This is a genomic window from Bacillus sp. FJAT-26390 (assembly GCF_001682865.1).
In the GTDB taxonomy this organism is placed as follows: domain Bacteria; phylum Bacillota; class Bacilli; order Paenibacillales; family Paenibacillaceae; genus Pristimantibacillus.
This window is the reverse complement of sequence record NZ_MAQX01000033.1, coordinates 292,869-317,516: the sequence shown is the minus strand read 5'-3', so window position 1 is coordinate 317,516 and position 24,648 is coordinate 292,869. Positions and strand designations below refer to the sequence as shown.

General features: G+C 51.7%; 14 protein-coding genes. 10 read left to right on the top strand and 4 right to left on the bottom strand.

Annotated elements, in window-relative coordinates; all coding sequences use genetic code 11:
- Positions 1 to 27: 27 nt before the first annotated feature.
- From A7975_RS25680 to A7975_RS25665, 4 genes are all read left to right on the top strand, one after another.
- On the top strand, positions 28 to 3,144 hold the full coding sequence (locus A7975_RS25680) for a beta-galactosidase (protein ID WP_065387019.1): 3,117 nt from the start codon (positions 28 to 30) through the stop codon (positions 3,142 to 3,144).
- 395 nt (positions 3,145 to 3,539) lie between these two features.
- A complete protein-coding gene (locus tag A7975_RS25675) occupies positions 3,540 to 4,730 on the top strand; it encodes a PP2C family protein-serine/threonine phosphatase (RefSeq protein ID WP_065387018.1) in 1,191 nt (396 codons plus the stop codon).
- Positions 4,731 to 4,874: 144 nt separating this feature from the next.
- Positions 4,875 to 5,267 carry a hypothetical protein gene (locus A7975_RS25670; RefSeq protein ID WP_053373656.1) on the top strand — a complete coding sequence of 131 codons (393 nt, stop codon included), beginning with the start codon at positions 4,875 to 4,877 and terminating at the stop codon, positions 5,265 to 5,267.
- A 130-nt stretch (positions 5,268 to 5,397) separates the two neighbouring features.
- Positions 5,398 to 7,695, top strand: a complete 2,298-nt coding sequence (locus tag A7975_RS25665) for a helicase C-terminal domain-containing protein (protein ID WP_065387017.1) — start codon at positions 5,398 to 5,400, stop codon at positions 7,693 to 7,695.
- A 5-nt stretch (positions 7,696 to 7,700) separates the two neighbouring features.
- Here the strand turns inward: A7975_RS25665 and A7975_RS25660 are convergent, their stop codons facing one another.
- Positions 7,701 to 8,183, bottom strand: a complete 483-nt coding sequence (locus tag A7975_RS25660; RefSeq protein ID WP_065387016.1) for an HPP family protein — start codon at positions 8,181 to 8,183, stop codon at positions 7,701 to 7,703.
- A 208-nt stretch (positions 8,184 to 8,391) separates the two neighbouring features.
- On the opposite strand from A7975_RS25660, the gene A7975_RS25655 reads away from it, so the two are divergent.
- Positions 8,392 to 8,892, top strand: coding sequence for a Crp/Fnr family transcriptional regulator (locus tag A7975_RS25655; RefSeq protein ID WP_065387015.1), 501 nt, complete (start codon positions 8,392 to 8,394; stop codon positions 8,890 to 8,892).
- Positions 8,893 to 8,908: 16 nt separating this feature from the next.
- On the opposite strand, the gene hmpA is transcribed toward A7975_RS25655, so the two are convergent.
- On the bottom strand, positions 8,909 to 10,144 hold the full coding sequence (hmpA, locus tag A7975_RS25650) for an NO-inducible flavohemoprotein (protein ID WP_065387014.1): 1,236 nt from the start codon (positions 10,142 to 10,144) through the stop codon (positions 8,909 to 8,911).
- A gap of 631 nt (positions 10,145 to 10,775) precedes the next feature.
- Here hmpA and A7975_RS25645 point away from each other — a divergent pair.
- Together A7975_RS25645 and A7975_RS25640 are read left to right on the top strand one after the other, a co-directional pair.
- Positions 10,776 to 12,521, top strand: coding sequence for an ABC transporter ATP-binding protein (locus A7975_RS25645; RefSeq protein WP_065387013.1), 1,746 nt, complete (start codon positions 10,776 to 10,778; stop codon positions 12,519 to 12,521).
- A gap of 22 nt (positions 12,522 to 12,543) precedes the next feature.
- Entirely contained in the window at positions 12,544 to 14,571 is a 2,028-nt protein-coding gene (locus A7975_RS25640; RefSeq protein ID WP_065387012.1) for an ABC transporter ATP-binding protein, read from the top strand.
- A gap of 54 nt (positions 14,572 to 14,625) precedes the next feature.
- On the opposite strand, the gene A7975_RS25635 is transcribed toward A7975_RS25640, so the two are convergent.
- The gene (locus A7975_RS25635; protein ID WP_483295931.1) at positions 14,626 to 15,774 is read right to left on the bottom strand and encodes a methyl-accepting chemotaxis protein; all 1,149 of its coding nucleotides are present in this window, start codon (positions 15,772 to 15,774) and stop codon (positions 14,626 to 14,628) included.
- A gap of 906 nt (positions 15,775 to 16,680) precedes the next feature.
- Between A7975_RS25635 and A7975_RS25630 the strand changes: the two genes are divergently transcribed.
- Positions 16,681 to 17,862, top strand: a complete 1,182-nt coding sequence (locus tag A7975_RS25630) for an SHOCT domain-containing protein (RefSeq protein WP_065387011.1) — start codon at positions 16,681 to 16,683, stop codon at positions 17,860 to 17,862.
- Between the two features lie 74 nt (positions 17,863 to 17,936).
- On the opposite strand, the gene A7975_RS25625 is transcribed toward A7975_RS25630, so the two are convergent.
- Positions 17,937 to 20,573: a putative bifunctional diguanylate cyclase/phosphodiesterase gene (locus A7975_RS25625; RefSeq protein WP_082198457.1), complete on the bottom strand. Its 2,637-nt coding sequence runs from the start codon at positions 20,571 to 20,573 to the stop codon at positions 17,937 to 17,939.
- 317 nt (positions 20,574 to 20,890) lie between these two features.
- Between A7975_RS25625 and A7975_RS25620 the strand changes: the two genes are divergently transcribed.
- Together A7975_RS25620 and A7975_RS25615 are read left to right on the top strand one after the other, a co-directional pair.
- A complete protein-coding gene (locus tag A7975_RS25620; protein ID WP_053373665.1) occupies positions 20,891 to 21,334 on the top strand; it encodes a MarR family winged helix-turn-helix transcriptional regulator in 444 nt (147 codons plus the stop codon).
- Between the two features lie 27 nt (positions 21,335 to 21,361).
- On the top strand, positions 21,362 to 24,577 hold the full coding sequence (locus tag A7975_RS25615) for an MMPL family transporter (protein ID WP_065387010.1): 3,216 nt from the start codon (positions 21,362 to 21,364) through the stop codon (positions 24,575 to 24,577).
- Positions 24,578 to 24,648 lie beyond the last annotated feature (71 nt).

Below are 24,648 nucleotides of genomic sequence, written 5' to 3'. Positions count from 1 at the left end.
GATAAATAAAGGATAGGAGCGAGAACGATGAAAGCAGTACTATTTTATGACCCGACATTTCCGTTGAACGGCTGTGCGCCCGATGCGGGATCGCTTGAAAAGCTGAATGGACAGTTCAAAGTTACCGATGCGGAGGGACTGTCGCTTGCGCTTAGAGAAGACGGAGTAGATTGCCTGATTCATCTGCATGGGCCATATTTTCCTAAGGCAGCTTGGCCGGATATAGCTGCGTTTGTGCAGCGTGGCGGAGGACTCATTCATACGGGCGGAGCTCCTCTTAAGCATCCGGTGAGCCGTGATGGCGATGAATGGGAGATTGAGCCGGAATTGACCGCTTATCATCAGGAAATTTTTATTCATGAGGCGTTAGCTGTGGATCATACGCGCTCGACCGTGCTAAGCCACAATGAGGAGCTGCCGCTGCTTCAGGGCAAGGAGCATTTGTTTACGATCGAACCGACCTACGGCCTTATTTTGCATGTTACGCATGAGCGGGATCAGTTGAATCAGGCTACGGGCTCGGCGGGACCGATGAACGCGCATATTCGTCCGCTTCTAAAGGGCTTGTCTATTGACGGAAGGGAAGTATCGGCTCCTGTCGTGCTGATGGAGCACACAAGGGGGCCATTTGCGGGCGGACGCTGGTTATTTGTCAATCAGCAGCTGTCGGATTGTTTTTGGTCAGGCGAGGGCGCGGATGCTTTAGCGGAATGGGCGGCTTTTTGCGCTGGCGGCGTTACCGAGCTTTGGATTAAGCCAAGCTATGCCGTTTATTATGAGGCAGAGAGACCGCATCTTACGCTTCAAGCGCAGCAGATCCTATCGGCTGATCGCTATGGGCAGGGCAACAAGCCCGAGAACTGGGCGATGGCTATTTCGGTTTACAAGCAAGGAGAGGCAGAGGCGATTTGGCGGCATAGCTTGAGCCTGAGCGTCGGAAGCGAAATCGAATACAAGTCGATCAGCGTGCCGCTTGCTGTTGCGCCGGGCATGTACGAGATCGTGTGCGAAGCGGAAGCTGCAAGCGGGGAGAAGCGAGTTTTGCGGCAGGGCTTCTGGGGCCATGACCGCGAATTGCTTGAGAAGGGTACTCCGCTTGCTGTGGGACGTGATTATTTTGAGAAAAACGGCGCCCCTTTCCCTATCGTCGGGATGACCTACATGACTTCGGACGTAGGGCGGAAATTTGTGTTTTTGCCGAATATCGCGATTTGGGACCAAGATATGGCGACGATGAAAGAGGCGGGAATCAACCTGATCCGCACCGGCCTATGGACGGCTTGGCGGCATCTTATGTTTGAGGACGGGCATGCGTCGGAGGAGCTGCTGCGTGCGATTGATGCTTTTATTTTGACGGCGGCTAAGCATGAGATTGAAATGACCTTCAGCTTTTTTGCATTTGCACCGGAAGCTTGGGAAGGCAAAAATCCATATCTTGATCCAAGAAGCGTTCAAGCGCAAAAACGGTTTATTGCTGCGATCGTATCCCGGCATAAGCACACAACGAATGTGCAGTGGGATTTAATCAATGAGCCTTCGTTGTTTGATCACATGCGCATATTCTCCGGCCCGCGCTCGATGCACGATCCTTATGAAAAAGCAGCTTATGTGAATTGGCTGAAGCAGCGGCATGAATCGATCGGCCACTTGCAGGCGCGGTGGAATATGACGAGCACGGAATTGCCTGACTTTGAAGCGGTGACGCTTCCGGAGCAAACGGATATCGCTTTTGATATCCAAGACGTGAAGAAGCTTAAGAAAAACACGCGCTGGCTGGATTACACGCGGTTTACGATGGACATGCATAATCGCTGGGTGGGAGAGCTAACGGCAACGATTCATGCGATACAGCCTAGGCAGCTTGTGACCGTTGGCCAGGACGAAGCGCTTGGTATGGGGCCGCGGCCTTCGCCGCTGATGTATGCAGAAAGCGTCGACTACACGACCGTGCACACATGGTGGCTAAATGACAGGCTGCTATGGGACAGCGTGTACGGCAAAGACCCTAGCAAGCCGACGCTGATTCAGGAGACGGGCATTATGTACGTGGAAATGCCGGATAACCGGGCGAAGCGCACAGAGGAAGAGCTGAGGAACATCTTGGAGCGCAAATACGCATATGCTTTTGCCGCTGGCGGCGCGGGTGCGGTGCAGTGGCTGTGGAACACGAACTACTTCATGGATAACGTTTGCGAGTCGAACATTGGAGCGCTGCGCGCTGACGGAACCCAGAAGCCGGAAGCCGATGTATCGTATGACTTTGGCAAGTTTATTGGCCGGATTTCGAGCCTGTTTGAGGAGCGCCAGCTGGAGGAGATCGCTGTTGTGTTCCCTTACTCGAATGATTTCTCAAGCCGCCGCTTTGCTTGCGAGGCGACAGGCAACCTAACCCGCGTGCTTGGTTACGAAATGAAGCTTCCGCATCGGGGCATAGGAGAGTTCCACTTGGAGACGCTGCAGCGGGATAAGCCGAAGCTTATTATCGTGCCTAGCGCCCACAATTTCAGCAATGCTGCGCTGACGGAGCTGTTTGCGCATATTGAAGCTAACGGAGGCACGCTGCTGTTCACCGGGCCGATTGGGCTTGATGAATACTGGAAGCCAACATCGCGGGCGGAATCGCTTGTGGGACCTTACCGTCTAAGCAATTTGTCGCGAGAGGAAAGGCTGCAAATTGGCGAGCGTACCTACGCAGCATCTTTCGGAGGCAAGAAGATTGGGGAGCTGAACAAAGAGGTGGCGCTCGGCAATGGGGGCGTGCCGGACGGCATTGCAGCCGTTCGCACAATCGCCCACGGAAAAGGGAAGCTGATGTGGTGTCCGCTGCCGCTTGAGCTTAACGAGCGTACGGATACATTGAAGGCGCTATATGAAGCCGCGCTGAACGAAGCGGACGACTTGAAGCCGGGCATGACATGGGAAGCTGGAGGAGATCACCCGGGCGTTTTCGGAAGCAAGCTGCAGTTTAAGCAGGGCAGTTTGTATACGTTTGTATCAGAGGCGGGCATGGACTGCCCCGTTACCGTGCGGGACGAAGCGAGCAATAAGAGCTACAGCTTCGTGCTCGAGAGCGAGCGCTCGGTTTTATTTGCGACGGATTTGGATGGCAATGTGCTGGCATCCTACCGGGATATCGCGGTCTAAACTTGCAATGCGCGGCGCTTTAGCCGTGAGGGAAGCAAACGAATAGAGGAAAGCTCCGCCTTCGGGCGGGGCTTTCCTTTTTTGATTTCTGGCGAGGTATGGAGACATACTAGGATGTTAATTCCCGATATAGAGGTCATTTTACTGCGTTTCTGCAGCGTAGCTTCATCTTTTGTTCGTCATGTCAGGTTTCTAGTGCAGTTTGTGCAGTGTACATGAAGGGGCACAGTGGATTAGCTCGACGCGCATACGGTTTTAAGCAAGCTAGCCCTATCATCAAGCTGATTTACTAGCGATTTCTTTCCTGTAAATGAATAAGGTTTCGGCATAAAAAGATGCACCGAGAAATAACAATGTAGATGACGAGTGACAAGCTGAGGCGAGGCGGGGATCGTATGGTGAAAAAGTGGATAAACAGGGGGTTGGCGATTGTTTTGCTGCTGTTGGTCATTGTGTTTATCGGAATGAAAGCCATACCGGTTGAGCAATTGGATCAACTTTGGGCCAAGGATCAGATCGAGTTTATCGAAAGGATGATTATAGGCGGCATGATTGGTTTTGGAGCATTGCTAGCAGTATTCGTGTTCGATCTGCCTGCTGGCCGGAGACGAACAAGCGATCAGAGAGACGCCGCGCTGCAGGCTCAATCCCGAACGAAGCCAAAGGTGGAGCTTGCGATCGCGCCAACGATTACGCCGCCATCAGAGCCTCCGCCAATTCCACCAATTCCTCCTTCAATAAAACAAACCATTGAACCGTTAATGACGGCTGCGCCCAATCCCCCCACACCGCCTGCTGCATCTAACCGAGAGGAAGCCGCACCATTTACGGTCATTACTGGCTATGCGCAGCATATTGGCGAGCGCGAGGAGCAGCAGGATGCGTTTGGCTTTTCTCCACTAGCGCAACCTTTTGGAAGCAAACAAAACGGTGTTTTTGCAGTGCTTGCCGACGGGATGGGCGGTTATGCCATGGGCAAGGAGGCCGGCGAGCTTGCGGTGCAGACGATGCTAAGCGAACATATGGGCACAGCGGCATCGGCTTGCTCTATTCCGCAGGCACTGGAGCATTCGCTGCATATGGCGAACAAAGCGGTCTATGAGCTGGCTCTGGAGCATGGGCTGGAATGGAGCGTAGGAACGACGCTGATTGCCGTTGATGTCAGGGAGCAGCAGCTACACTGGATCTCGGCAGGGGACAGCCGCATTTACCTGTATCGGGGCGGCGTGTTGATTCCGTTGACGCGGGATCATGTCTATGCGAATCGGCTGAATGAGCAGGTGAAAGCAGGCAAGCTGACGCAAGAGGAAGCGGATTCGCATCCTGAACGTCATTTATTGACGAGCTATCTGGGCATTCCCCGGATAACGGAGATCGATGCTAACCAAGCTCCGCTGCAACTGATGGCAGGCGACTTCATTTTACTCGTCAGCGACGGGCTTTATGATGATTTATCAGAGCCATTGCTGCAGGAGGCTGTCCGTCATGATCCGCAGCAGGCGGCCGCATTTATTTTGGAGCATGTCCTCGCGCAGCAAAGGCCTTATCAGGATAATGCGACTATCATGGTCATAGCCTGCTCATAGCAGCTTAGGGATAAATCGAGCCGGGCGGTTGAGCCTTTTCGATCTGCCTGTTCCCTCGGTTCGCCAAAATCCGTTTTAATTTTTGGTTAGAACAGCCCAGATAGTGGGTACTATAGGGTAGAAAAGACTGAGGAGGTAATCAAAATGGCAAACAGACATGATCGCGATAACCATACATCTAACAGCCTAGTGACGGAGAAGGATATAGACCCATCGTTTGGGTTATTTACGGAAGAAGCGCAGGGCGGTGCGGTATCGGATGCAACCGAGCTGCTGCGGAAGCAGTACCCGCAGCATAACGAGCATGTGCATGAGTCGCATATTCCGGATGCCGTAGAGGCGAGAGACGAGCTCAGCTCCGAAGCAGACACCGCAGAAGAAATATCGGAGGAGCTGGCTGCCGTTCCTGATGCGGATGCCATTGCGCAAGGCAGCCCGATTGACCCGGCCTCCCCCGGTGAGGAGTTCCACGGCACTGATTTGTTGAATGGCGTCGGCAATCATCCGGAGGATGAGACGGAAGAGGATACGCTTTGATGTTCTCAAACAACATGCAGAAGGGACGCATAGGCGTCTCTTTTTTTATGGACGGGTTAACGAAACATAAGCACCGGCTGTGGTACAATTGAAGAACAAATGTTCTTTATGGGAGCGGTAATGATACGTTATGCAAATCCATGATACGGTTACGATATCGGTGCGAAACTTAGTCGAATATGTATTTCTTAGCGGAAGCATCGACGTAAGGCTAAATGCGATCGACACGATGCACGAAGGCACGAAGGCACATCAGAGAGTGCAGCGGACTTACGGCGAGCAGGACCGGAAGGAGGTCTACGTCAAAGCGGACATCGCGGTGGATGATCTGTTATTTGTTGTGGATGGACGCTGTGACGGGCTGCTTGGGACAGACCCGCTGCTGACCGTTGATGAGATTAAATCGACCGGCGGCGATTTGGAGCGAATAACCGAGGACGGTTATCCCGTGCACTGGGCGCAGGCTTTGTTCTATGCCTACATGTACGCCAAGGAGCATGAGCAGGCGGCGATGCGCATACAGCTCACCTATGTCCAGACAGCGACGGAGGAGGAGCGGCGATTCGTTCGAGAAGCCAGCTTCGCGGAGCTGGAGCAGTATGTGCAGGAGGTTATTGCGCGTTACGCGCCCTATGCGCAGCTGCGCCGCAGGCATGAGCAGGCTAGAAACGAGAGCATTCGCGAGCTGGCTTTTCCGTTTGATGCTTACCGGGCTGGGCAGCGCAAGCTGGCGGGCGCGGTCTACAAGTCGATTGAGGAGGGCGTTCGATTATTTGCGAAGGCCCCTACAGGCATCGGCAAGACCATTTCGACGACCTATCCGACCCTCAAAGCGATGGGCGCGGGCATGCTGCAGCGCTTTTATTATTTGACGGCGCGCACGACGACGAGGGCGGCAGCCGAGGACGCATTATTATTGATGCGCGACAAGGGACTGCATCTGCATGCCGTAACGATTACGGCGAAGGATAAGATTTGTTTTCAAGAGGAAGTGCGCTGCGAGAAGGAGCATTGCCCCTATGCGGACGGCTACTATGATCGCATTAACGGCGCGGTGCTTGATATATTGGAGAAGGAGACGGTCATGACCAGATCGGTCATCGAGGCTTATTCGCATAAGCACCGTGTATGCCCGTTCGAATTTTCGCTTGATTTGGCTTATGCCGCTGATGCGGTCGTATGCGATTATAATTATATTTTTGACCCGCGCATATCGTTTAAGCGCCAGTATGCAGAGATGAAGAAGCGGACGGCGCTGCTCGTGGACGAGGCGCATAATCTCGTCGACCGGGCGCGCGAGATGTTCTCAGCGGAGCTGGCGAAGGCTCCGTTCCTCGCTTTGCAGCGTGAGCTGAAGGGCGTGCATAACGAGGGCTATCGCACGGCAAAAGCGATCAACGATTATTTTATCGCGCTGCGCAAAAGCAGCGACGGCTCGCCGCATCTCGTTCAGCGGCAGCTGCCGGAGGAGCTGGTTGAGCTGGCTGAAGCATTCGCTTCGGCGGCGGAGCAAGCGCTGGCAGCCGGCGTTGGCGGCTCCATTCTTGATGCTTATTTTAACGCGCAAAACTTTGTTCGCACCGCGAAGCTGTTTGACGAGCGTTATGTCGTTTACATTGAGCTCTCGAAGAGCGATGTCCGGCTGAAGCTGTTTTGCCTTGATCCTTCGCAGCTGCTGCAGCATATGGGCAAGGGCTATCGCTCGCATATTTATTTCTCTGCAACGCTCTCGCCGGTTTCGTATTATATGGACATGCTTGGAGCGGGAGAGGATGATTATACGCTTGCGGTACCGTCGCCTTTTGCACGGGAGCAGCTGGATGTCATCATTAAACCGCTCTCTACGAGGTACCATGACCGGGATGAATCCAAGCTGCCGATTGCCAAGCTGATCATGAAGCTGATGGACGAGCGGCCGGGCAATTACTTTGTCTTCTTCCCCTCCTACGCCTATATGAACGCTGTTTATGAGACTTATATGGAGCTTAGGGAGTGGTCGACTCCTGCCGGCGATCCTTCGGACGCGGAGGTGCTGCTGCAAAAGCCTGATATGTCGGAGGAAGAGCGTGACCGTTTTTTGGAGACGTTTCAAGCTGGGAGCGGGAAGTCCTTGCTTGGTTTTGCGGTAATGGGCGGCGTGTTCTCGGAGGGCGTTGATTTGGCCGGAGAGCGATTGATCGGCGTGATCGTGGTTGGCGTTGGATTGCCGCAGCTGGGCGTGGAGCGCAATATGCTGAAGGAATATTTTAACGAACAGGGCAAGAGCGGCTACGATTATGCTTACGTCTTCCCGGGAATGAACAAGGTGCTGCAAGCGGGCGGCCGTCTCATTCGCTCCGAAACCGATCGCGGAACGCTCGTGCTCATAGACGATCGGTATTTGCAAACGCAATATCAACGGCTGCTGCCGGAGGAGTGGAAGGGTTAGCCGCATTACATTGCGGTATCTGACTCCGCTTCGACTGATCTTTTGGCAAAGAAGGGCAAGACGCTGCATCTTTTCTCCACATAAGCGGAAGCGGATAAGGTAATCATCAAACCGAGCAGTGCCCCGAAGACCGATAACGGAATGATCCATAATACCGAGGATTGGGCAAAGAAGGGAATAAGCGAAACGGCTAGTATCGGCGGAGAGTTCCATTTGAATCGGTTAATTAAGTAAATGACGATCAGCAGAGTCAGAAACAGCGACCATGCGCCCGAATTAAAGTAGACGAATACGGATCCGATAATCGAAGCTATGACAGCGCCGAACGCAATTTTGCGAATCTCCGCCTTCTCGAACGGACGTGAGATGAAGAGTAAGCTGAATGACCCCAACGTGGGGAAAAACAAGGCATGCATATTCGGAATATGCAAGGAAATCCAGTAAATCAGGATGATGTATAAGCAAATGGCATAGGTTCTAATACGCATGTTGAGGGAACGCCTTCTTTCAAAAGTAAGATACGCCGGTTAGCGGAGCTAGGGCTGATCATGTAACATTTTACCCCTCGCTTTCTGGTACCGTCAATCGCCTATATATGACATGTTGCGATAGGATGTCTGCTGGCTTGCAGCGCCAAAATAAAAAAAGCCCAGCCGGAAAACCGGATGGGCTCGCTAAAAAAAAGGGGGGGATACGATGCTGCTGCATAAAGGAGAAGCGTTGTTCCATCAAGGGGAGAGTGGCTCGCTCTTTCACCTGAGGAGCGGCTTGCTCAAGATCGTCCGCGTGCATGAGGATGGCAGTCCGTTTCTTGTTAATATTATCGTGCCTGACGAAATGATCCCGCATCACTCGTTGATCAGCCCTATGCCCTATCATGGAACGGCGATAGCGCTCGTCACAAGCGAGGTGGATATGGTATCGCCTCAACAATGGTACGAGGAGCTAAGGCAAAGCGCTGAGAAAAGCCGCGAGGTCGCCCTTCTCCTTCAAAGCAAGCTGAGAATGATGCAGCAGCGAATCGACCAACTTACCCAAGTCGCGCCCGCTGATAAGCTGGGCAAGCTTCAAGGTTGGTTCGCGGATTACATTGGTCCCGCCGCGATCACGGATGTACTGACGCAGGATGAGATTGGACAGCTTATCGGCCTCCGCCGCGAAACGGTTAATCGGCTGCTGCGCGCGCAATCAAAGTAAATTTAACCTATGAATTCTAGACTTGTGCCGTGCTTTGCTCAAGACTAGCAGCAGGGCCGAAAAACTCGAAATGAATATCCGATTCCGGGATGCCCCACTGGCGAAGCGAATGATTGATCGTAGCCATGAACGGTGTTGGTCCGCAGAAGTAAAAGGCAGCGTTCTTCTCCGGAATGACCGTTTGCAGCCATGGCAGATCAATATAGCCCTCTTTATGAAAATGCTGCTGAATGTAGTCGCTTGAGGTCGGTTTCCCGTAGCAGTAGTAGACAGAAAGCTGCGGATGCTTGCTTGCAAGCTGATTCACTTGCAATCTCATGGCGTGGGCATCACCGTTCTGAGCAGCATGTATGAAGGTGACCGGACGCTCGGGATAGCGCTCAACGAGCGTATTCATCATGCTGAGCATAGGCGTCAAGCCGACTCCCCCGCTAAGCAGCACCACGGGGCGTTCATCTGCCGTATTCAGCGTGAAATCACCCGCTGGAGCCGACAGCCACAAAGTCGCGCCCTCGTCTACATGGTTGTGCAAATAGGTGGATACTTGGCCAGCGCTGCGATCTGATGAGCCATCCTCGCGTTTCACCGAAATCCGGTAATAGGATTTCCCGGAAGCATCGGATAAGCTATACTGCCGGATTTGTGTGTGCTCCGCGCCTTCCTGATCGATTTTGACGCTTATATACTGGCCTGGCTCAAAGCTTGCTAACGCACCGCCATCCTCTGGGACCAAATAGAAAGAAGCAATGACTTCGCTCTCCTTCTCCTTCCGCTCCACGCGAAACGCGCGAAAGCCTTCCCATCCGCCTGCTTGCGTATGCGCCTCCGTATACATCTCTTTCTCGATGCTGATAAAAGCGTCCGCAATAATGCCGTATGCCTCTTCCCACGCGTTTAAAATATCATCCGTAGCCGCTTCACCCAGCACTTCCTTAATGGCCATAAGCAAATATTTGCCGACAACGGGGTAATGCTCGGGTTTGACGCCTAGACTGCGATGCTTATGCCCGATTTGCTTCACGACGGGAATGATAGCTGCGAGGTTGTCGATATGGAGCGCAGCTGCATAAACGGCATTGGCGAGCGCGGTTTGCTGTCTGCCCTGCTTCTGGTTAGCGTGATTGAATAGATTCAGCAGCTCAGGATGATTGGTGAACAGCAGTTGATAGAAGCGTTTCGTAATCGTTACACCGTGAACCTCCAGTACGGGTACCGTTGATTTAATAATTTGAACCGAGTGCGCGCTTAACATGTGTAACCCCTCCAGCGTCTTATTGAATAAGCCAAGTATAGCCGCAGAAATCGCCTAGCCTTGTGATCAAGATCACAGCAATTCGCAACAAGTTGTGACAGCAGAAGAGCTTCTGGCGGAGGGGGAAATGGGGTTTGTCCTAAATGGGGGCTGGAAAAAAAGCGCTTTCGGGTATTGACAGTATTTTGAACCGATGGTAAAGTGACTAATATATTTTACGAGAGGAGGATTGCGTTACATGAACATTCACATTGATTTTCACCCAACTGCTGCAATGAACAACGGTTTGAACATGAATAACGTAATCCATCCGCGCGTCGTTTCTCCTTGATCAAGGATATTCCGATCATTAGAGGCGCATGGTTACGTCACTGTAATCATGCGCCTTTTTTATGTGTGCGGGACACGGCCGTTTTCTAGGCTGCGTTTGGCAAGATGAAGAAGCGTGTCGTTACGGCGACACGCTTCTTTTTTTGCAAATATAGGTGATTATTATTAATTGTGCACCTCTATTTCAACGCATAACGAGCTTCGGCCGCGTAAAGCCGAAGACATCCGTTTGCGCTTATTTCGGGAATAAATTGAAGGTTAACGATGTATGGATGGATAGCGGAAGGTGTGGTAGAGAAGCATGTTTAGTGTACTCAAAAAATTAAGCTGGTTTTTCAAAATGAACTGGAAGCGTTATACGCTGGCCATTTCACTCCTTATTTTTACAGGCTTTATCGATGTCATTCCCCCATGGCTGATCGGCTACACGATTGATGGCATTCATCAGGATTTGCTTGGGCAGGCAGAGTTTAATCGCATCCTGTACAGCTGGATCGCGCTTACGGTAGTTGGTTACGGCATCACGTACATATGGCATTACAAGCTGTTTGGCGGGGCATTCGTGCTGGAGAAGCTGTTGAGATCGCGGCTGATGGGCCATTTTCTGCGGATGACTCCGACCTTCTATGAACGCAATCGGACGGGCGATCTAATGGCGCGCTCAACCAATGACCTTGGAGCGGTAGCGCAAACGGCGGGCTTTGGTATTTTGACATTGATCGACTCGACTTTGTTTATGATTACGATTCTAATCGTCATGGCGGGGCTCATCAGCGTGAAGCTCACGCTTGCTGCCTTGCTGCCGCTGCCGCTTATGGCACTGGCGATGAAGCATTATGGCAAGAAAATCCACGAGCGGTTTATGGATGCGCAGGACGCATTCGGCGATTTGAACGATCAGGTGCTGGAATCGGTATCGGGCGTACGGGTCATTAGAGCCTTTGTGCAGGAAGAAGCAAGCGAGGCGCGCTTTAGCGCCAAAACCAATGAAGTATTGGACAAAAATATCGCCGTAGCGCGTATCGACGCGTTGTTTGAGCCAACGATGAAAATACTTGTCGGACTCAGCTATCTGATCGGCCTGTGTTATGGCGGCTACCTCGTGTTCCATAACGAAATTACACTTGGCGAATTGGTATCCTTCAACGTATTCCTCGGGATGCTGATCTGGCCGATGTTCGCCATTGGTGAGCTCATTAACATTATGCAGCGCGGCAATGCTTCTCTGGATCGTGTCAACGAGACGCTTGGCTACAAGCCGGATGTTGCCGACGCAAATGTGCCGGTACATGTCGAGGAGCCATCCTCGCTGCAATTCAATAATGTGACGTTCCGCTATCCTACTTCTACGACGGATAACCTCGGCGATGTTTCCTTTAAGCTTCATCAAGGGCAGACGCTTGGGATCGTCGGAAGAACCGGCAGCGGCAAAACGACGCTGCTGAAGCAGCTTCTGCGCGAGTATCCGCTTGGCCGGGGCGAAATCAGCGTATCCGGCACATCGCTCGGCAGCTTGAAGATCGATGACTTGCTTGGCTGGATCGGTTATGTGCCGCAGCAGCCGATTTTGTTCTCGAAGACGATTCGCGAAAATATATTTTTTGGCCTCAAAGAGGGTACTGACGAGGATTTGCAGCGGGCGCTTGAGCGCGCTTCGTTCGCGAAGGATATCAAGTTCCTGCCTGATGGGCTGGAAACGATGGTTGGCGAGCGTGGCGTTGCATTATCCGGCGGTCAGAAGCAGCGCGTCAGCATTGCGCGTGCGCTCATCGCTGATCCGGAGATCCTGCTGATGGACGATGCTTTGTCGGCGGTTGACGGGAAGACGGAAGCCGAAATTATTGAAGGCATCCGTACGGAAAGAGCAGGCAAGACGACGCTCATTACAACGCATCGCTTATCGGCGGTGCAGCATGCGGACTGGATTATCGTCCTTGATGACGGACGGATCGTGCAGGAAGGCACGCATGAGCAATTGCTGGAGCAAGGCGGCTGGTATCGCGAGCAATATGATCGCCAGCAGCTAGAGGCCATTATTGAAACGTAATAAAATGGAGGCGTGAAGGACAATGGGCAATACAGGAAAACGATTGTTTCAATACGCCATGCTTTATAAGAAACCGATTCTGCTGGCGCTTTTGCTGCTCGTGCTTGCGGTATGCGCAGAGCTTGCAGGACCGTTGATTGCGAAACGGATGATCGACCAAAACATTCTCGGCATCGAGAAGAAATGGCATGAGGTCGAGGCAGAGCAGCAATATGCGGTTCTTTATAAAGATAAATGGTATAAGCGCGAGGATCACTTTGCCGCTGGCGCTGGGGAGCAGAAGGGTAAAGAGGTTCGCGTGCTTCAAGTGGGACGCCAATTTTATTGGCTGGACGGGGCGCTTAAGTCCGAGGAAGGCAAGCGCGTCGTAGAGGGGAATACCCTGAGTGTGACAAACAAGGATACGGGAGAGACCGTTACTTATCCGGTATCGAAGCTGAGCAAGCAGGAGCTTTATTCCTTCTATAAACCGGAGTTTCCATCATTAATGAAGCTGGCGTTTATGTATTTTGGCTTTTTGCTATTGGTTGCGGTGTTCACGTATGGGCAGCGGCTTATGCTGCAAACGTCGGCGAACCGGATCGTACGCAAGATGCGTACCGATATTTTCGCGCACACGCAGCGGCTGCCGGTGAACTACTACGATAACTTGTCGGCCGGGCAGGTCGTCTCGCGCGTAACGAATGATACGGAAGCTATCCGCGAGCTTTATGTCGCGGTGCTGGCGAATTTTTTCACAGGCATTATTTATATGGTAGCTATTTACGGTGCTTTGTTCTTATTGGATGTGCGCCTAGCGCTATTAGCGCTGCCGCTGGTGCCAATCCTTATCGTTTGGATTATCGTTTACCGGAAGTACGCGGCTCGTTATAACCGGATTATTCGCTCGAAGCTGAGTGAAATTAACGGGATGATCAACGAGTCGATTCAAGGGATGACGATCATTCAGGCGTTCCGCCGCCAGAAGGAGACGACTAAGGAATTCGAAGAGATGAACGAGTACTATTACAAGTATCAAAATAAGCTGCTCAGCCTCAATTCGATTACGTCTCATAATCTGGTTAACGTCATACGGAACATTTTGTTCCTTATCGTCCTTTGGATGTTCTGGGGCGACTCGCTCCGCGCGGCGGTATCGGTCGGCGTGCTCTACGCATTCGTCGATTACATGAACCGGATGTTTGCGCCGATTGTCGGGATCGTGAACCAGCTATCCAATTTGGAGACGGCGCGGGTGTCCGCAGAGCGTGTCTTCAAGCTGATGGATGAGGAAGGAATCGATGTAGTACCGGGCAAGATGGAGCGCTATAAAGGCGATGTTAAGTTCGACGATGTTTCGTTTGCTTACAAGAAGGATGAATATGTGCTGAAGCATATTTCCTTCCATGCACGCCAAGGCGAGACCGTAGCGCTTGTAGGCCATACCGGCTCAGGCAAAAGCTCGATTCTGAACCTGCTGTTCCGTTTCTATGATTCGAACGAGGGCAAGATCATCGTGGACGGTACGGATGTGCAGGACATTCCGAAGCAGCTGCTTCGCCAGCATATGGGTATCGTGCTGCAGGACCCGTTCCTGTTCACGGGAACGATCGCATCGAACATCAGCCTCGATAATCCGGCGATTAGCCGGGAGAAGATCGAGCAGTCGCTCCGCGATGTCGGCGCGTACGAGATGTTCAGCCAGCTGAAGGGCGGCATCGATGCGCCTGTTATTGAGAAGGGAAGCACGCTGTCTGCCGGTCAGCGGCAGTTGATCTCGTTCGCGAGAGCACTCGCTTATGATCCGGCGATTCTCATACTCGATGAAGCGACAGCAAGCATTGATACCGAGACGGAAGCGATCATTCAAGACGCGCTTAATGTGCTGAAGAAGGGCCGCACGACTTTCGTTATCGCGCATCGTCTGTCGACGATTCGAAATGCCGATCAAATTCTCGTGCTTGACCGCGGCGTTATCGTCGAGCGCGGCAACCATGATGAACTAATGGAGCACCAAGGCAAATATTACGCCATGTATCAGCTGCAGCTAGGCGCGGCTTTACCGGCATAAACAAAACGGCTAAGCGGGAGTAAATCCCGCTTAGCCGTTTTTTATTTTGCGGTGCTAGGTTTTGAAGCGGCCGACAGCCTCATTCAAGCTTGCTGCCAAATTGCGAAGCTGCTCGGAGGAGCTTGCGACCTCCTGCATGGAGGCAAGCTGCTCTTCGGATGCGGCAGCGACGCGCTGCGAATTGCCTGCGGCGCTTGCCGTTATCGTCTCCAGCTCATCCAGCGAAGCGGCGATTTGCTCGCTGCCAGCCGACATTTGCTCTGACGCAGCCGACACTTCCTGAACCTGGCTGGACACCTCGCGGATGGACGATACGATCGCCCGGAAGGATTCGCCGGCTTGGCTCGAAATGGTTGAGCCGACCCGCGCTGCTTCAACGGATTGCTCCATGGAGGAGACAGCCGCCGAGGTATGGCTTCCGATGCTGTAGAGAATAGTGCCGATTTGCTCGGATGATTCCTTTGAGCGTTCAGCGAGCTTGCGGATTTCATGGGCAACGACGGCGAAGCCCTTGCCATGCTCGCCGGCACGCGCCGCTTCTATTGAGGCATTCAGTGCAAGCAGGTTCGTTTGATTCGCGACATCGCCGATCAATGCGAGAATGTTGCCGATCTTGTCGCTTTGCTCTTTCAATTCCTGCAGGGTAGATACCGTTTCGCCAACATTGGACTCAATGGCCTGCATTTGCTTCAGCGTCTGATCGATGACCGCTTCGCCGCCGGATGCAAGCGCTGTGGTATCGGCTGCAAGCTCCGATACCGATGAGGACGATTCTGCAATCCGCTGAATGCCGATCGTCATTTCGGTCATGGCGCGCTGGCATTCTTGGAAGCTTTGAAGCTGCGTTTCGGAGCCGGAAGCAACCTCTTGTATAGCCTCCGTTACCTCTTCGGTCGCCCGCGAGGTTTGCTCCGCGCTTTGCTGCATATTGGACGCCGAGCCTGCCAGCTCTCCTGAGGTGGTGCGGATATTGCTCGTAAGGAGGCGCAGGCTTGCAATCATTTCGTTAAACGCGGTTGAGACCTGGGCGATTTCGTTGCCGCCTTTGACAGGGACGGATAGCGTCAAATCACCTTTCGCCGCGAGCGAGGATACTTCAGCCAGTCGTTTGAGCGGCTTCAGCGTCAATCGAATCAGTACGACGATAATAAGAATGGCAATAGCGGAAAACAGGGCAGAAATGCCGATGCTTTTCCATAGCATAGCTGTCAAAGCCTTGTCGATTTGCCCGTAATCGACGTCGACGCCGAACAAGCCGATAACCTTGCCGCTAGGGTCTTTGAGCCTTGCTAAATAAGAAATCCATTGGCCGTATTCATCTACGACTACATCAGTCAAAGACGAGCCCTTCTCGAATGCTTCATCCACTTTCAAGGCGAATTCGGGATCCATCTCATATTCGGCTCCTGTCACAAGACCCGCGGCGGATAACGCTTCATTGCTTTGCATCACCACTAGACTTCTTTTACCGTCCCGTTCAACAATATCAGGCATGTACACATAAGCGTTGGTGATGATATCGTTTTTGGTCATGACGTCCAGCTGCAGCTTGAACAGCTTGAACGTTTCATTGTTGGTATCATTGCCAGCGGTCACCTCGTTATAGCCAAACGTAAGCAGATTATGGCCGGCCTCCATTTGATAGCTGAGCGTTTCTCCTATCCGTTCGATCTCGGATAAGTACGATTTTTTCTGCGTGCTGTAAGATAGATACTCGGTAACGCCAATCACAATAACCAAAAGAAGCGCTAATACAATCGAACTGGTAAGGACTAAGCTTTTGTCTTTGATTCGCAACATGCAATCACACCTCTTAATGTAAAGTTATGTAGTATATCGTCGAGAACTGTCGATAAATGTAGATGAATTATTAAATCCAAAATCATACAAATTCAACCGAATAATCCTCATTAACAATAACAAACATCTATTAGAAAAATACTTGGCAGGGTGTTAGAAAAGTATTCAATTAAAGAATCTAATAAAAGGGAAATAACCACTTTAATCCAATCTTCAGCCAACATTCAGCGGGCGTTAAAGGAGGCTTAAGCATTGCTGGTTAAGATAGGACCTGTAACAACAAATCGAAAGTGAAAGGTGGAACCTATCTTGAAGAGAGCAAAAGCAATAACAGCAGGTGCAATCGCGCTTACGCTGACGATTGGCGGCGGAGGCTTGTGGGCGAGCCAATATGTAAATGCGGCAACGGCCAGCAGCAGCGATAAGCAGCTGGAGCAGCGTGCGAAAGCAGAAAATACTGCGGTTAAGAAGGATCGTGCTGGCAAGCGCGGCGGATTCGGCCACGGCTTTGAACAGATACAAGAACAGCTGTTAACGTACTTAGGGTTAGAGGAAGAGGCACTTCAAACGAAGCTCCAAACGTTGACGCTGGCGGAGATTGCGACCCAGCAAGGGAAAACCAGAGAAGAGCTGAAGACGAAGCTTGTAGCGTGGCTTGAAGCGGCAGAAGCTGCTGCGGAAGCAGACGATGCGGACAAGCAGCCTGCTTCTGATAAGCAGCTAACAAAGCCGGATGCATCGACCATTGCGGACAAGCTGCTTGATTCGGTTGGCTTCGGCATGGGGAAGCATGGCGGCGGAGAGCGCGGATTTGGCAAAAACCTAGATGCAGCGGCTGCGGCGCTTGGCCTCACGGTGGAAGAGCTGCGGGCTGAACAAGAGGCTGGCAAGACGATTGCAGCTATCGCTGCCGAGAAAAAAGTTGATGTGCAGGCGGTTATAACGGCACTGGTAAGTGACCGGAAGACGAAGCTGGCGGAGAAGCTGGCAGCCGGAACGATCACACAGGAGCAATATGATACGGAATTCGCGGAAGCGGTTGATCATGCGACCCAGCAAGTTAATGGCGTACTGCCGCAGCGTGGCGAAGGCGGCAAAGGCGGCGGCTTTGGACGAAATCTGGACGAGATTGCCGCGGCGCTTAGCTTGACGGCAGATGAGCTGAAGGCAGAGCTGGACGCAGGCAAGACGATTGCCGCAGTGGCTGCGGAGAAGGGTGTTGCGCTCCAAACGCTAATCGATTTGCAGGTAAAGGATCAAAAAGCAAAGCTTGCTGAGCAATTGGCAGCCGGAACGATCACACAGGAGCAGTATGATACGAGGTTGGCAGCGGCAGTCGAGCATGCCACTGAGCATGTGAACGGCGAGCTGCCGGTGCGTGGTGAAGGCGGCAGAGGCGGTAAGGGGCCTCGCGGCGACCGGCCTGATGGAGCTGCAGCGAAGGAGCAGCCGGCGACTGATGCTGCCGACTCCTCAGCTTCAACGGCATAGAATAGAAAAGGAGCAGCGTTCCAAGGTTTGGCCTTGGAGCGCTGCTCCTTTGTGTGTGGTGCTTCATTTCCGCATTAGCCGGTTTTTTTAAGCATAAGCGCAAGCTCCTGCGGCGGCACAGGTTTGCTGAATAAATAGCCTTGCAGCTCATCGCAGTTCAGATCGGTGCAGAACTGCGATTCGGCAGCCGTCTCGACGCCTTCCGCAACAACCTTCATGTTCATACTGTGCACAAGCTCAATAATGGCTTTGACGATGGACGATTTTTTCTCGTCATCCACAATGCCCTGAATAAAGGAGCGGTCTAGCTTCACGTCGGATATCGGCAAGCGCTGCAATTGATTCAAGGAAGAGTAGCCCGTTCCGAAATCATCGATTGAGATTTGAATGCCAAGCCCCCGCAGGAATAGAATCGTTTCAATGACCTGATCCAAGTTCCGCATAAATACGCCCTCCGTTATTTCAAGGCTGACATATTGGGCCTCGAGCCCGGTATCCTTTAATGCCCGAGCAATCATATCTGACAAGTGGCCTTGGTAAAAATGTCGCGCCGAAATGTTTACAGATACGCATATGCGCTGCAAACCCGCGTCCTGCCAAGCTTTGTTCTGGCGGCAGGCCTCGCGGAAAACCCAGCTGTCGATATCGAGTATAAACCCGGACTGCTCGGCGAGCGGAATAAACTTATCCGGCGGTATCATGCCCAGCTCCGGATGCCGCCAGCGTATCAGCGCCTCGATTCCGCAAAGCTCGCCGGTTGCTGCGTTTATTTTCGGCTGGTAGTGCAGCGAAAACTGATTTTCTTTAAGCGCATGGTACAGGCCGTTCTCGAGCTGCATCTTCTCTGTCATCGCGTTAACGAGCGTTGGCATAAAGAAACGATAACAGCCGTCACCCTGCTCCTTGGCGTTGTACATGGCAATATCGGCATTGCGGATGATGGTGTCCATATCGCCGCCATCCCGCGGATATACGCTGATTCCGACGCTTACGGTCAAGAAGAGCATGGCGCCATCGATGACAAAGGGCTCATTGAACGAATCGACGACCGCTTGAGCATTAGAGACTAGGTCGGCTTCATTCTCATAATAGCCTGCGAACACGAATTCATCGCCGCCCAATCGGAACACGGCGCAGTCGCCGATGGCGGAAGCACCGAAGCGTTCAGCCGCTTTTTGAAGCAAAATATCCCCGACCGCATGGCCTAGCGTATCGTTAATTTGTTTGAAACGGTTAATGTCCGCATACATGACGGCAATCGGTTTATTGATATTCGTATAGTTGGCGAATAAATCTTTGGCATGCAGCGAGAACTGCAACCGATTCGGCAGGCCGGTCAGCATATCGTAGTAAGCAAGCTGGTGCAGCCGCTCCTCCGATTGTTGGAGCATGAAGGCCTGTGCTTCAAGCCTCTCATTATTCCGCTGCGATTCTTGGAACATATGAATTAAGTTCGTCGACATTTGCTTGAAATTCGTAATTAAGGAGTGAACCTCCACAATGCTGCTGGAGGGCCATTCTATCGTATTCATTTGCTTGAGCTTAAGCGGCAAATCCGTCGTCGCTGCGGCTAGCTTCGTTAGGCCGCGTGAGAGCCAGCGATTAATTAAATAAGCAACGATGGCGGTAAAAACGGCGAGTCCTATCAAATAAACGAAATGGGTGAAATATTTTGAGAACAAATAATTTTGATAATTGCTTAGCGGAATTTGAACGTATATATACCATTGGTTCGTCGAAATCGTATCCGAATATACGAAATATCCATCATGCCATGTTTGGGAATGCAGCGAATTCATTTTTACATTAGGCATCGCTACATAGGACTTGGGGCTAATGGACGTTAATTTGCGGTCTTTGGCAAGGTCCAGCGTCTGGCCAATCTCATCCGAATGGTTGGATGCGGCGATGAAATGCTCTGCATTCGTCACCGAAATGTGCAAATCAGCCGGCGTGCCCTCAAGCATGTATTGAAAGAAGCTGACCTGCTCGGGCTCAAGCATGCGAGTGCTGGGCAGCTGCCAATTATCCCATGCCTTTGCGATACGCTCCACTTCAGTCGAGGAGATGCGCTGCGCATACAAGCTAACCTCCTTAAAGGAGCTTAAGCTGTTCATGAATATATTGAGCAAAAACGAAATGAACACAATGCCGATGGAGAAATGGAACAATACTTTGCTAAAGGAATTGGGCCGGCGCATGTTGATGGAGTAGCCGCTCCATTTTGGCAGGGGCGTATACTGATAGACAATTTCTGTGAACAAGGCATTGATCATGCCGTTCATCGCGAGTATGGCTGCTACAAGCAGCAAATCCTTTGAGGCGAGCATAGATTCGGTCATGTAAAGGCAGAAGAGGGAAGGTATTCCGATAAGAAGCCAGAACGCGACATCGAGCCCGAAAAGGCGGTTTTTATTTTTACGGAGGAACAGTCCGACTATGGCTGCTTCAAGAAATAAGATGTAATGGGAGACAGGCTCCTCATGCAGAAACGTACCAAGGGCGAGAACAACAGCAGCAATTAAGAGCCCTGGCCAATAGCCGAATAAGCGCAAGCCAAGCAGCACGAACAAGCTCGTAAATGAAAAGGTAATCCCATATAAAAAATGAAAATGGTTCGATTCAGCCGCTAGCGCTAGAAGCATGCATATGGCAAATGCGAAAACAACCGTCACTTGTTTGTTGCGTGGCTGATCGAATGGTTTACTCACCTGCTGCGGCCTCCTGAAATTGTGACAAAAACCGTTTAGTTTAGAGCTTGCAAACCGTGGCCTTTTTTCAAAAGATACGGTGTATCGCTCATTTCCACTATTATTCGACAATAGCCTCTGTAATCCTTTTTCCTACAGGCAAATGCCGCTATTGAATCGAATGCCCCGCATTTATTTCCAAAATATGTTCACGAACTATTCATAATTCGAGCGTTGATTTGCACATATTTGTTTGATATAGTTCTATTGTGAAACTATTCTATAATAGAATTAATTTAGCGGTCATTTGATGGCTGTATTTTAGGGAGGACACCAGAGTGGATGATCGAGCATTATTGAAACAAATCATCGATCGCTACGAGGCAGCCAATTTTGTCGTTAATCGTAGGCTAAACGCGATGTTCCGCGAGCTGATGCCGCATGATCTGACCGTTGACCAATTTACCGTTATGCGCTATTTGCGAACGCGGGATAAGAGCACCTCTTCCGAATTAGCGGATATATTTTGCGTAGGCAAAAGCTCGATAACCGCGATCATTAATCGGCTATTTGGCAAAAATTTGATTACAAGGCTGCCTGATGAGAAGGACCGCCGCGTCATTTATTTGGCGCTTACCGAGGAAGGCAATCGGTTGTGCGACGGAATGGAGGATAAGATTCAAGTGCTTCTAGCCAAATACATTAAACATTTTGACGAGCAGGAGGCGCTTGATTTTATAACGACCTTCGAGAAGCTGGCGAAGGAAATGATGCAATCTTAGTCTTATTCTATTGGAGGGAATACAGAGATGAGAACCGTACTGAAATTTAGATGGGTGGTTCTGGCGCTGTGGCTCGTTGCTGCAGTAGGGCTGATGCTCAGCGCGCCAGGCATGGAAGAGCTTGTGCGCACGAAAGGGCAAATTAATGTTCCTGACGGCTACTCATCGACCATGGCAAACGAACTGGAAAAAGCAATCGGAGAAAAAGACGGCGCCAGCTCAAGCAGCGGCATGGCGACTGTCCTCGTTTTTCACAAAGAGGGCGGCTTATCAGATACTGATTTAGCCGAGGTAAAGAGCGGCATTAATAAGCTGAAGAGCGAAGGAGAGGGCATCGGCGTTCTTTCGGTCACGACCCACTTTGATACTAAAGAGCTGGAAGAGCAGATGGTATCGAAGGATGGAAGCACAGTCCTTGCGCTTGTTAATGTCGAAGCAGGCGACCGTGAGCTTGTAGAACTGCGCGACGGTCTTTATGAGGCGATTTCCGATGTGAAGGTGGAGCATTATTACACCGGCAATTGGATCATTTCTGAGGATGTCGTGCAAAGCTCCCAAGAAGGGCTTAAGAAAACGGAGTTCATAACGCTTGGCTTTATTTTGATCATCTTATTCGTCGTATTCCGTTCGGCTATCGCGCCGCTAGTACCGCTGGTGGCAGTTGGCTTCACTTACTTAATATCGCAATCGATTATCGCTTACTTAGTCGAATATTTTGACTTTCCGCTCTCTAACTTTACGCAAATATTCCTAGTTGCCGTATTGTTCGGGATAGGAACGGACTATTGTATCTTGCTTATCAGCCGCTTTAAAGAAGAGCTTACGCACAGCGGAGGGGATAAAACGGAAGCGATTATCCAAACCTACCGCACAGCAGGCAGAACCGTATTATTTTCAGGCTTGGCGGTGCTTGTCGGCTTCGCAGCGATTGGCTTCTCGACCTTTATGCTTTACCGCTCTGCGGTAGCTGTTGCTGTCGGGGTTGCCGTGCTTCTTATCGCATTGTTTACGATCGTGCCGTTCTTTATGGCGGTGCTAGGCACGAAGCTGTTTTGGCCGGCCAAAGGCTCCTTGGAGCATAAGCCAAGCAAGCTATGGGGCACAGTCGGCAAATTTTCATTGAAACGTCCATTGTGGGCGCTTATTATTTTGGCGGTCATCATCGTACCGTTCCTGACGGCTTACAAAGGGACGATATCCTTTAACTCGCTTGATGAGATTGGCGACAAATACGATTCGGTCAAAGCGTTTAATATGATTTCGGATAGCTTCGGGCCTGGCGATTCATTGCCGACAACGGTCATTGTCAAAGCCGACAAGCCGATGGATACGCCTGAGGGGCTGGCAACGTTGGAGCAAGTGAGCCGTGAGCTTGCGAATACGGGAGGCGTCAAAGCCGTCCGCAGCGCAACTCGCCCAACAGGCGATGTCATGGAGCAATTCCTCGTATCGGATCAAGTCGTTACGCTTGAGGACGGACTTGGCCAGAGCGGTGAAGGCTTAGGCAAAATCGGAGACGGTTTGACCGAGGCAAGCACCGCGCTAAGCAAAAATGCGCCGAAGCTGAACGAGGCGGTTGATGGGGCAGGCCAGCTTGTCGACGGCACGAATGAGCTTAAGGCAGGCATCGTACAGCTTGGCACGGGGCTGAAGCAAATTCAGCAGGGGCTGAAGGATGGTTCAGTCGGCGCTGGAGAGCTCAGCGAAGGGCTGAAGCAGGCGCAATCAAGCGCGGAGCAGCTGGCAGGCGCAAGCCGCAAATTGTTAGGCAGCTATGAGCAGCTAGGCGGCGGCCTTGGTCAGTTGACGGGCGCATACAGCGCAATCGCATCTGAGCAAGCGAAGCTGGCTGACGGACTATCGGGCGTGGAGCAGGGCTTAACTGGCCTGCAAGAGAGTTATCCCGAGCTGCAAAACGACGAGAAATTCAAGCAGGCGCTTAGTACGCTTGGTCAGCTTCAACAAGGAGCAGCAGGCATAAGCGGGCAGCTGTCGCAGCTGAATGAGCAGCTTTCCGGCTTATCGTCAGGCATGACGCAGGCTAATGCGGGCTTCCTGCAAGCATCGGAAGGGCAATCGGCGCTTGCGTCAGGTCTTGGCAAGCTGGCTGCCGGACTGGGGGAGCTCCAGAAGGGGATCTCGCAGGCTGCGGCAGGCCAAGGGCAAATCATTTCGAAACTGCCAAGCGTAACGCAAGGCTTTAACGAGCTGTCGGATGGTCAGAAGGAGCTTCAAGCAGGCTTTGCTTCGTTAAACGATCAGCTCGGCGAGCTCACAAACGGGCTTGATCAAAGCGTTGACGGCTTATCGCAGGTAACGGAAGGATTGAATTCAGCAGGCGGTTACTTGAACGGCCTTGCCGGATCGCCAAATAAGCAAATGACTGGCTGGTATATTCCTGAGGAAGCCATTGCGAACAAGGAGTTCCAGGCTGCGCTCGACGTTTATATGTCGGAGGACCGCCAAACGGCGAAATTCGATGTCGTATTTAGCGGCAACCCATACGCGCAAGAAACGATGGCTGAGATCGACGGGTTGGAAGCAGCCGTTAATCGTGCCATTCAAGGCACGGATTACAGCGGTGCCCAAGTTGCCATCGGCGGCGTTACAAGCATGAACCATGACTTAAGCAACATTTCAAAAGCCGATTATTCACGCACCGTTATTCTGATGCTGATCGGTATCTCCATCATTCTCATTATTTTGTTCCGTTCGATCGTCATGCCGCTTTATATGATCGCATCGCTTCTCGTTACGTTCTATTCCTCGATGGCGATTGCTGAGGTTATATTCGTAAGGCTGCTCGGACAGTCGGGCATCAGCTGGGCAGTGCCGTTCTTCGGCTTCGTCATGCTGGTGGCGCTTGGCATCGACTACAGTATCTTCTTGATGGATCGCTTCAAGGAGTACCGTCATTTGTCTCCAATGGAAGCTATTCTCGAAGCGATGAAAAACATGGGTACCGTCATCATGTCGGCGGCGGTCATTCTCGGCGGAACGTTCGCTGCGATGCTGCCTTCGGGCGTTATGTCGCTCTTGCAAATCGCGACGATCGTGCTTTGCGGACTGTTTATGTACGCGCTGCTGATGCTGCCGTTATTTATACCTGTGATGGTACGCACTTTCGGACCAGCCAACTGGTGGCCGTTTATGGCGCGCAAGCAGGCTGGTGAGCAAGGCAATCGCGTCCATGATGGCCAAAGCCTTAAGGGGCACCGCGTGTCGCCGGATTCAACGCATTAATTGATATAAAAAAAATGAGGGATCGCCTAAGTCTTATCAAAGACTTAAAAGGTGATCCCTTTTTGTATTCT

Coding starts and splice junctions, on each gene's coding strand:
- A7975_RS25645 (WP_065387013.1), top strand. CDS start 10,776: ATGTTTAGTGTACTCAAAAAATTAAGCTGGTTTTTCAAAATGAACTGG.
- A7975_RS25655 (WP_065387015.1), top strand. CDS start 8,392: ATGCTGCTGCATAAAGGAGAAGCGTTGTTCCATCAAGGGGAGAGTGGC.
- A7975_RS25640 (WP_065387012.1), top strand. CDS start 12,544: ATGGGCAATACAGGAAAACGATTGTTTCAATACGCCATGCTTTATAAG.
- A7975_RS25670 (WP_053373656.1), top strand. CDS start 4,875: ATGGCAAACAGACATGATCGCGATAACCATACATCTAACAGCCTAGTG.
- A7975_RS25675 (WP_065387018.1), top strand. CDS start 3,540: ATGGTGAAAAAGTGGATAAACAGGGGGTTGGCGATTGTTTTGCTGCTG.
- A7975_RS25635 (WP_483295931.1), bottom strand. CDS start 15,774: ATGCTATGGAAAAGCATCGGCATTTCTGCCCTGTTTTCCGCTATTGCC.
- A7975_RS25615 (WP_065387010.1), top strand. CDS start 21,362: ATGAGAACCGTACTGAAATTTAGATGGGTGGTTCTGGCGCTGTGGCTC.
- hmpA (WP_065387014.1), bottom strand. CDS start 10,144: ATGTTAAGCGCGCACTCGGTTCAAATTATTAAATCAACGGTACCCGTA.
- A7975_RS25660 (WP_065387016.1), bottom strand. CDS start 8,183: ATGCGTATTAGAACCTATGCCATTTGCTTATACATCATCCTGATTTAC.
- A7975_RS25680 (WP_065387019.1), top strand. CDS start 28: ATGAAAGCAGTACTATTTTATGACCCGACATTTCCGTTGAACGGCTGT.
- A7975_RS25665 (WP_065387017.1), top strand. CDS start 5,398: ATGCAAATCCATGATACGGTTACGATATCGGTGCGAAACTTAGTCGAA.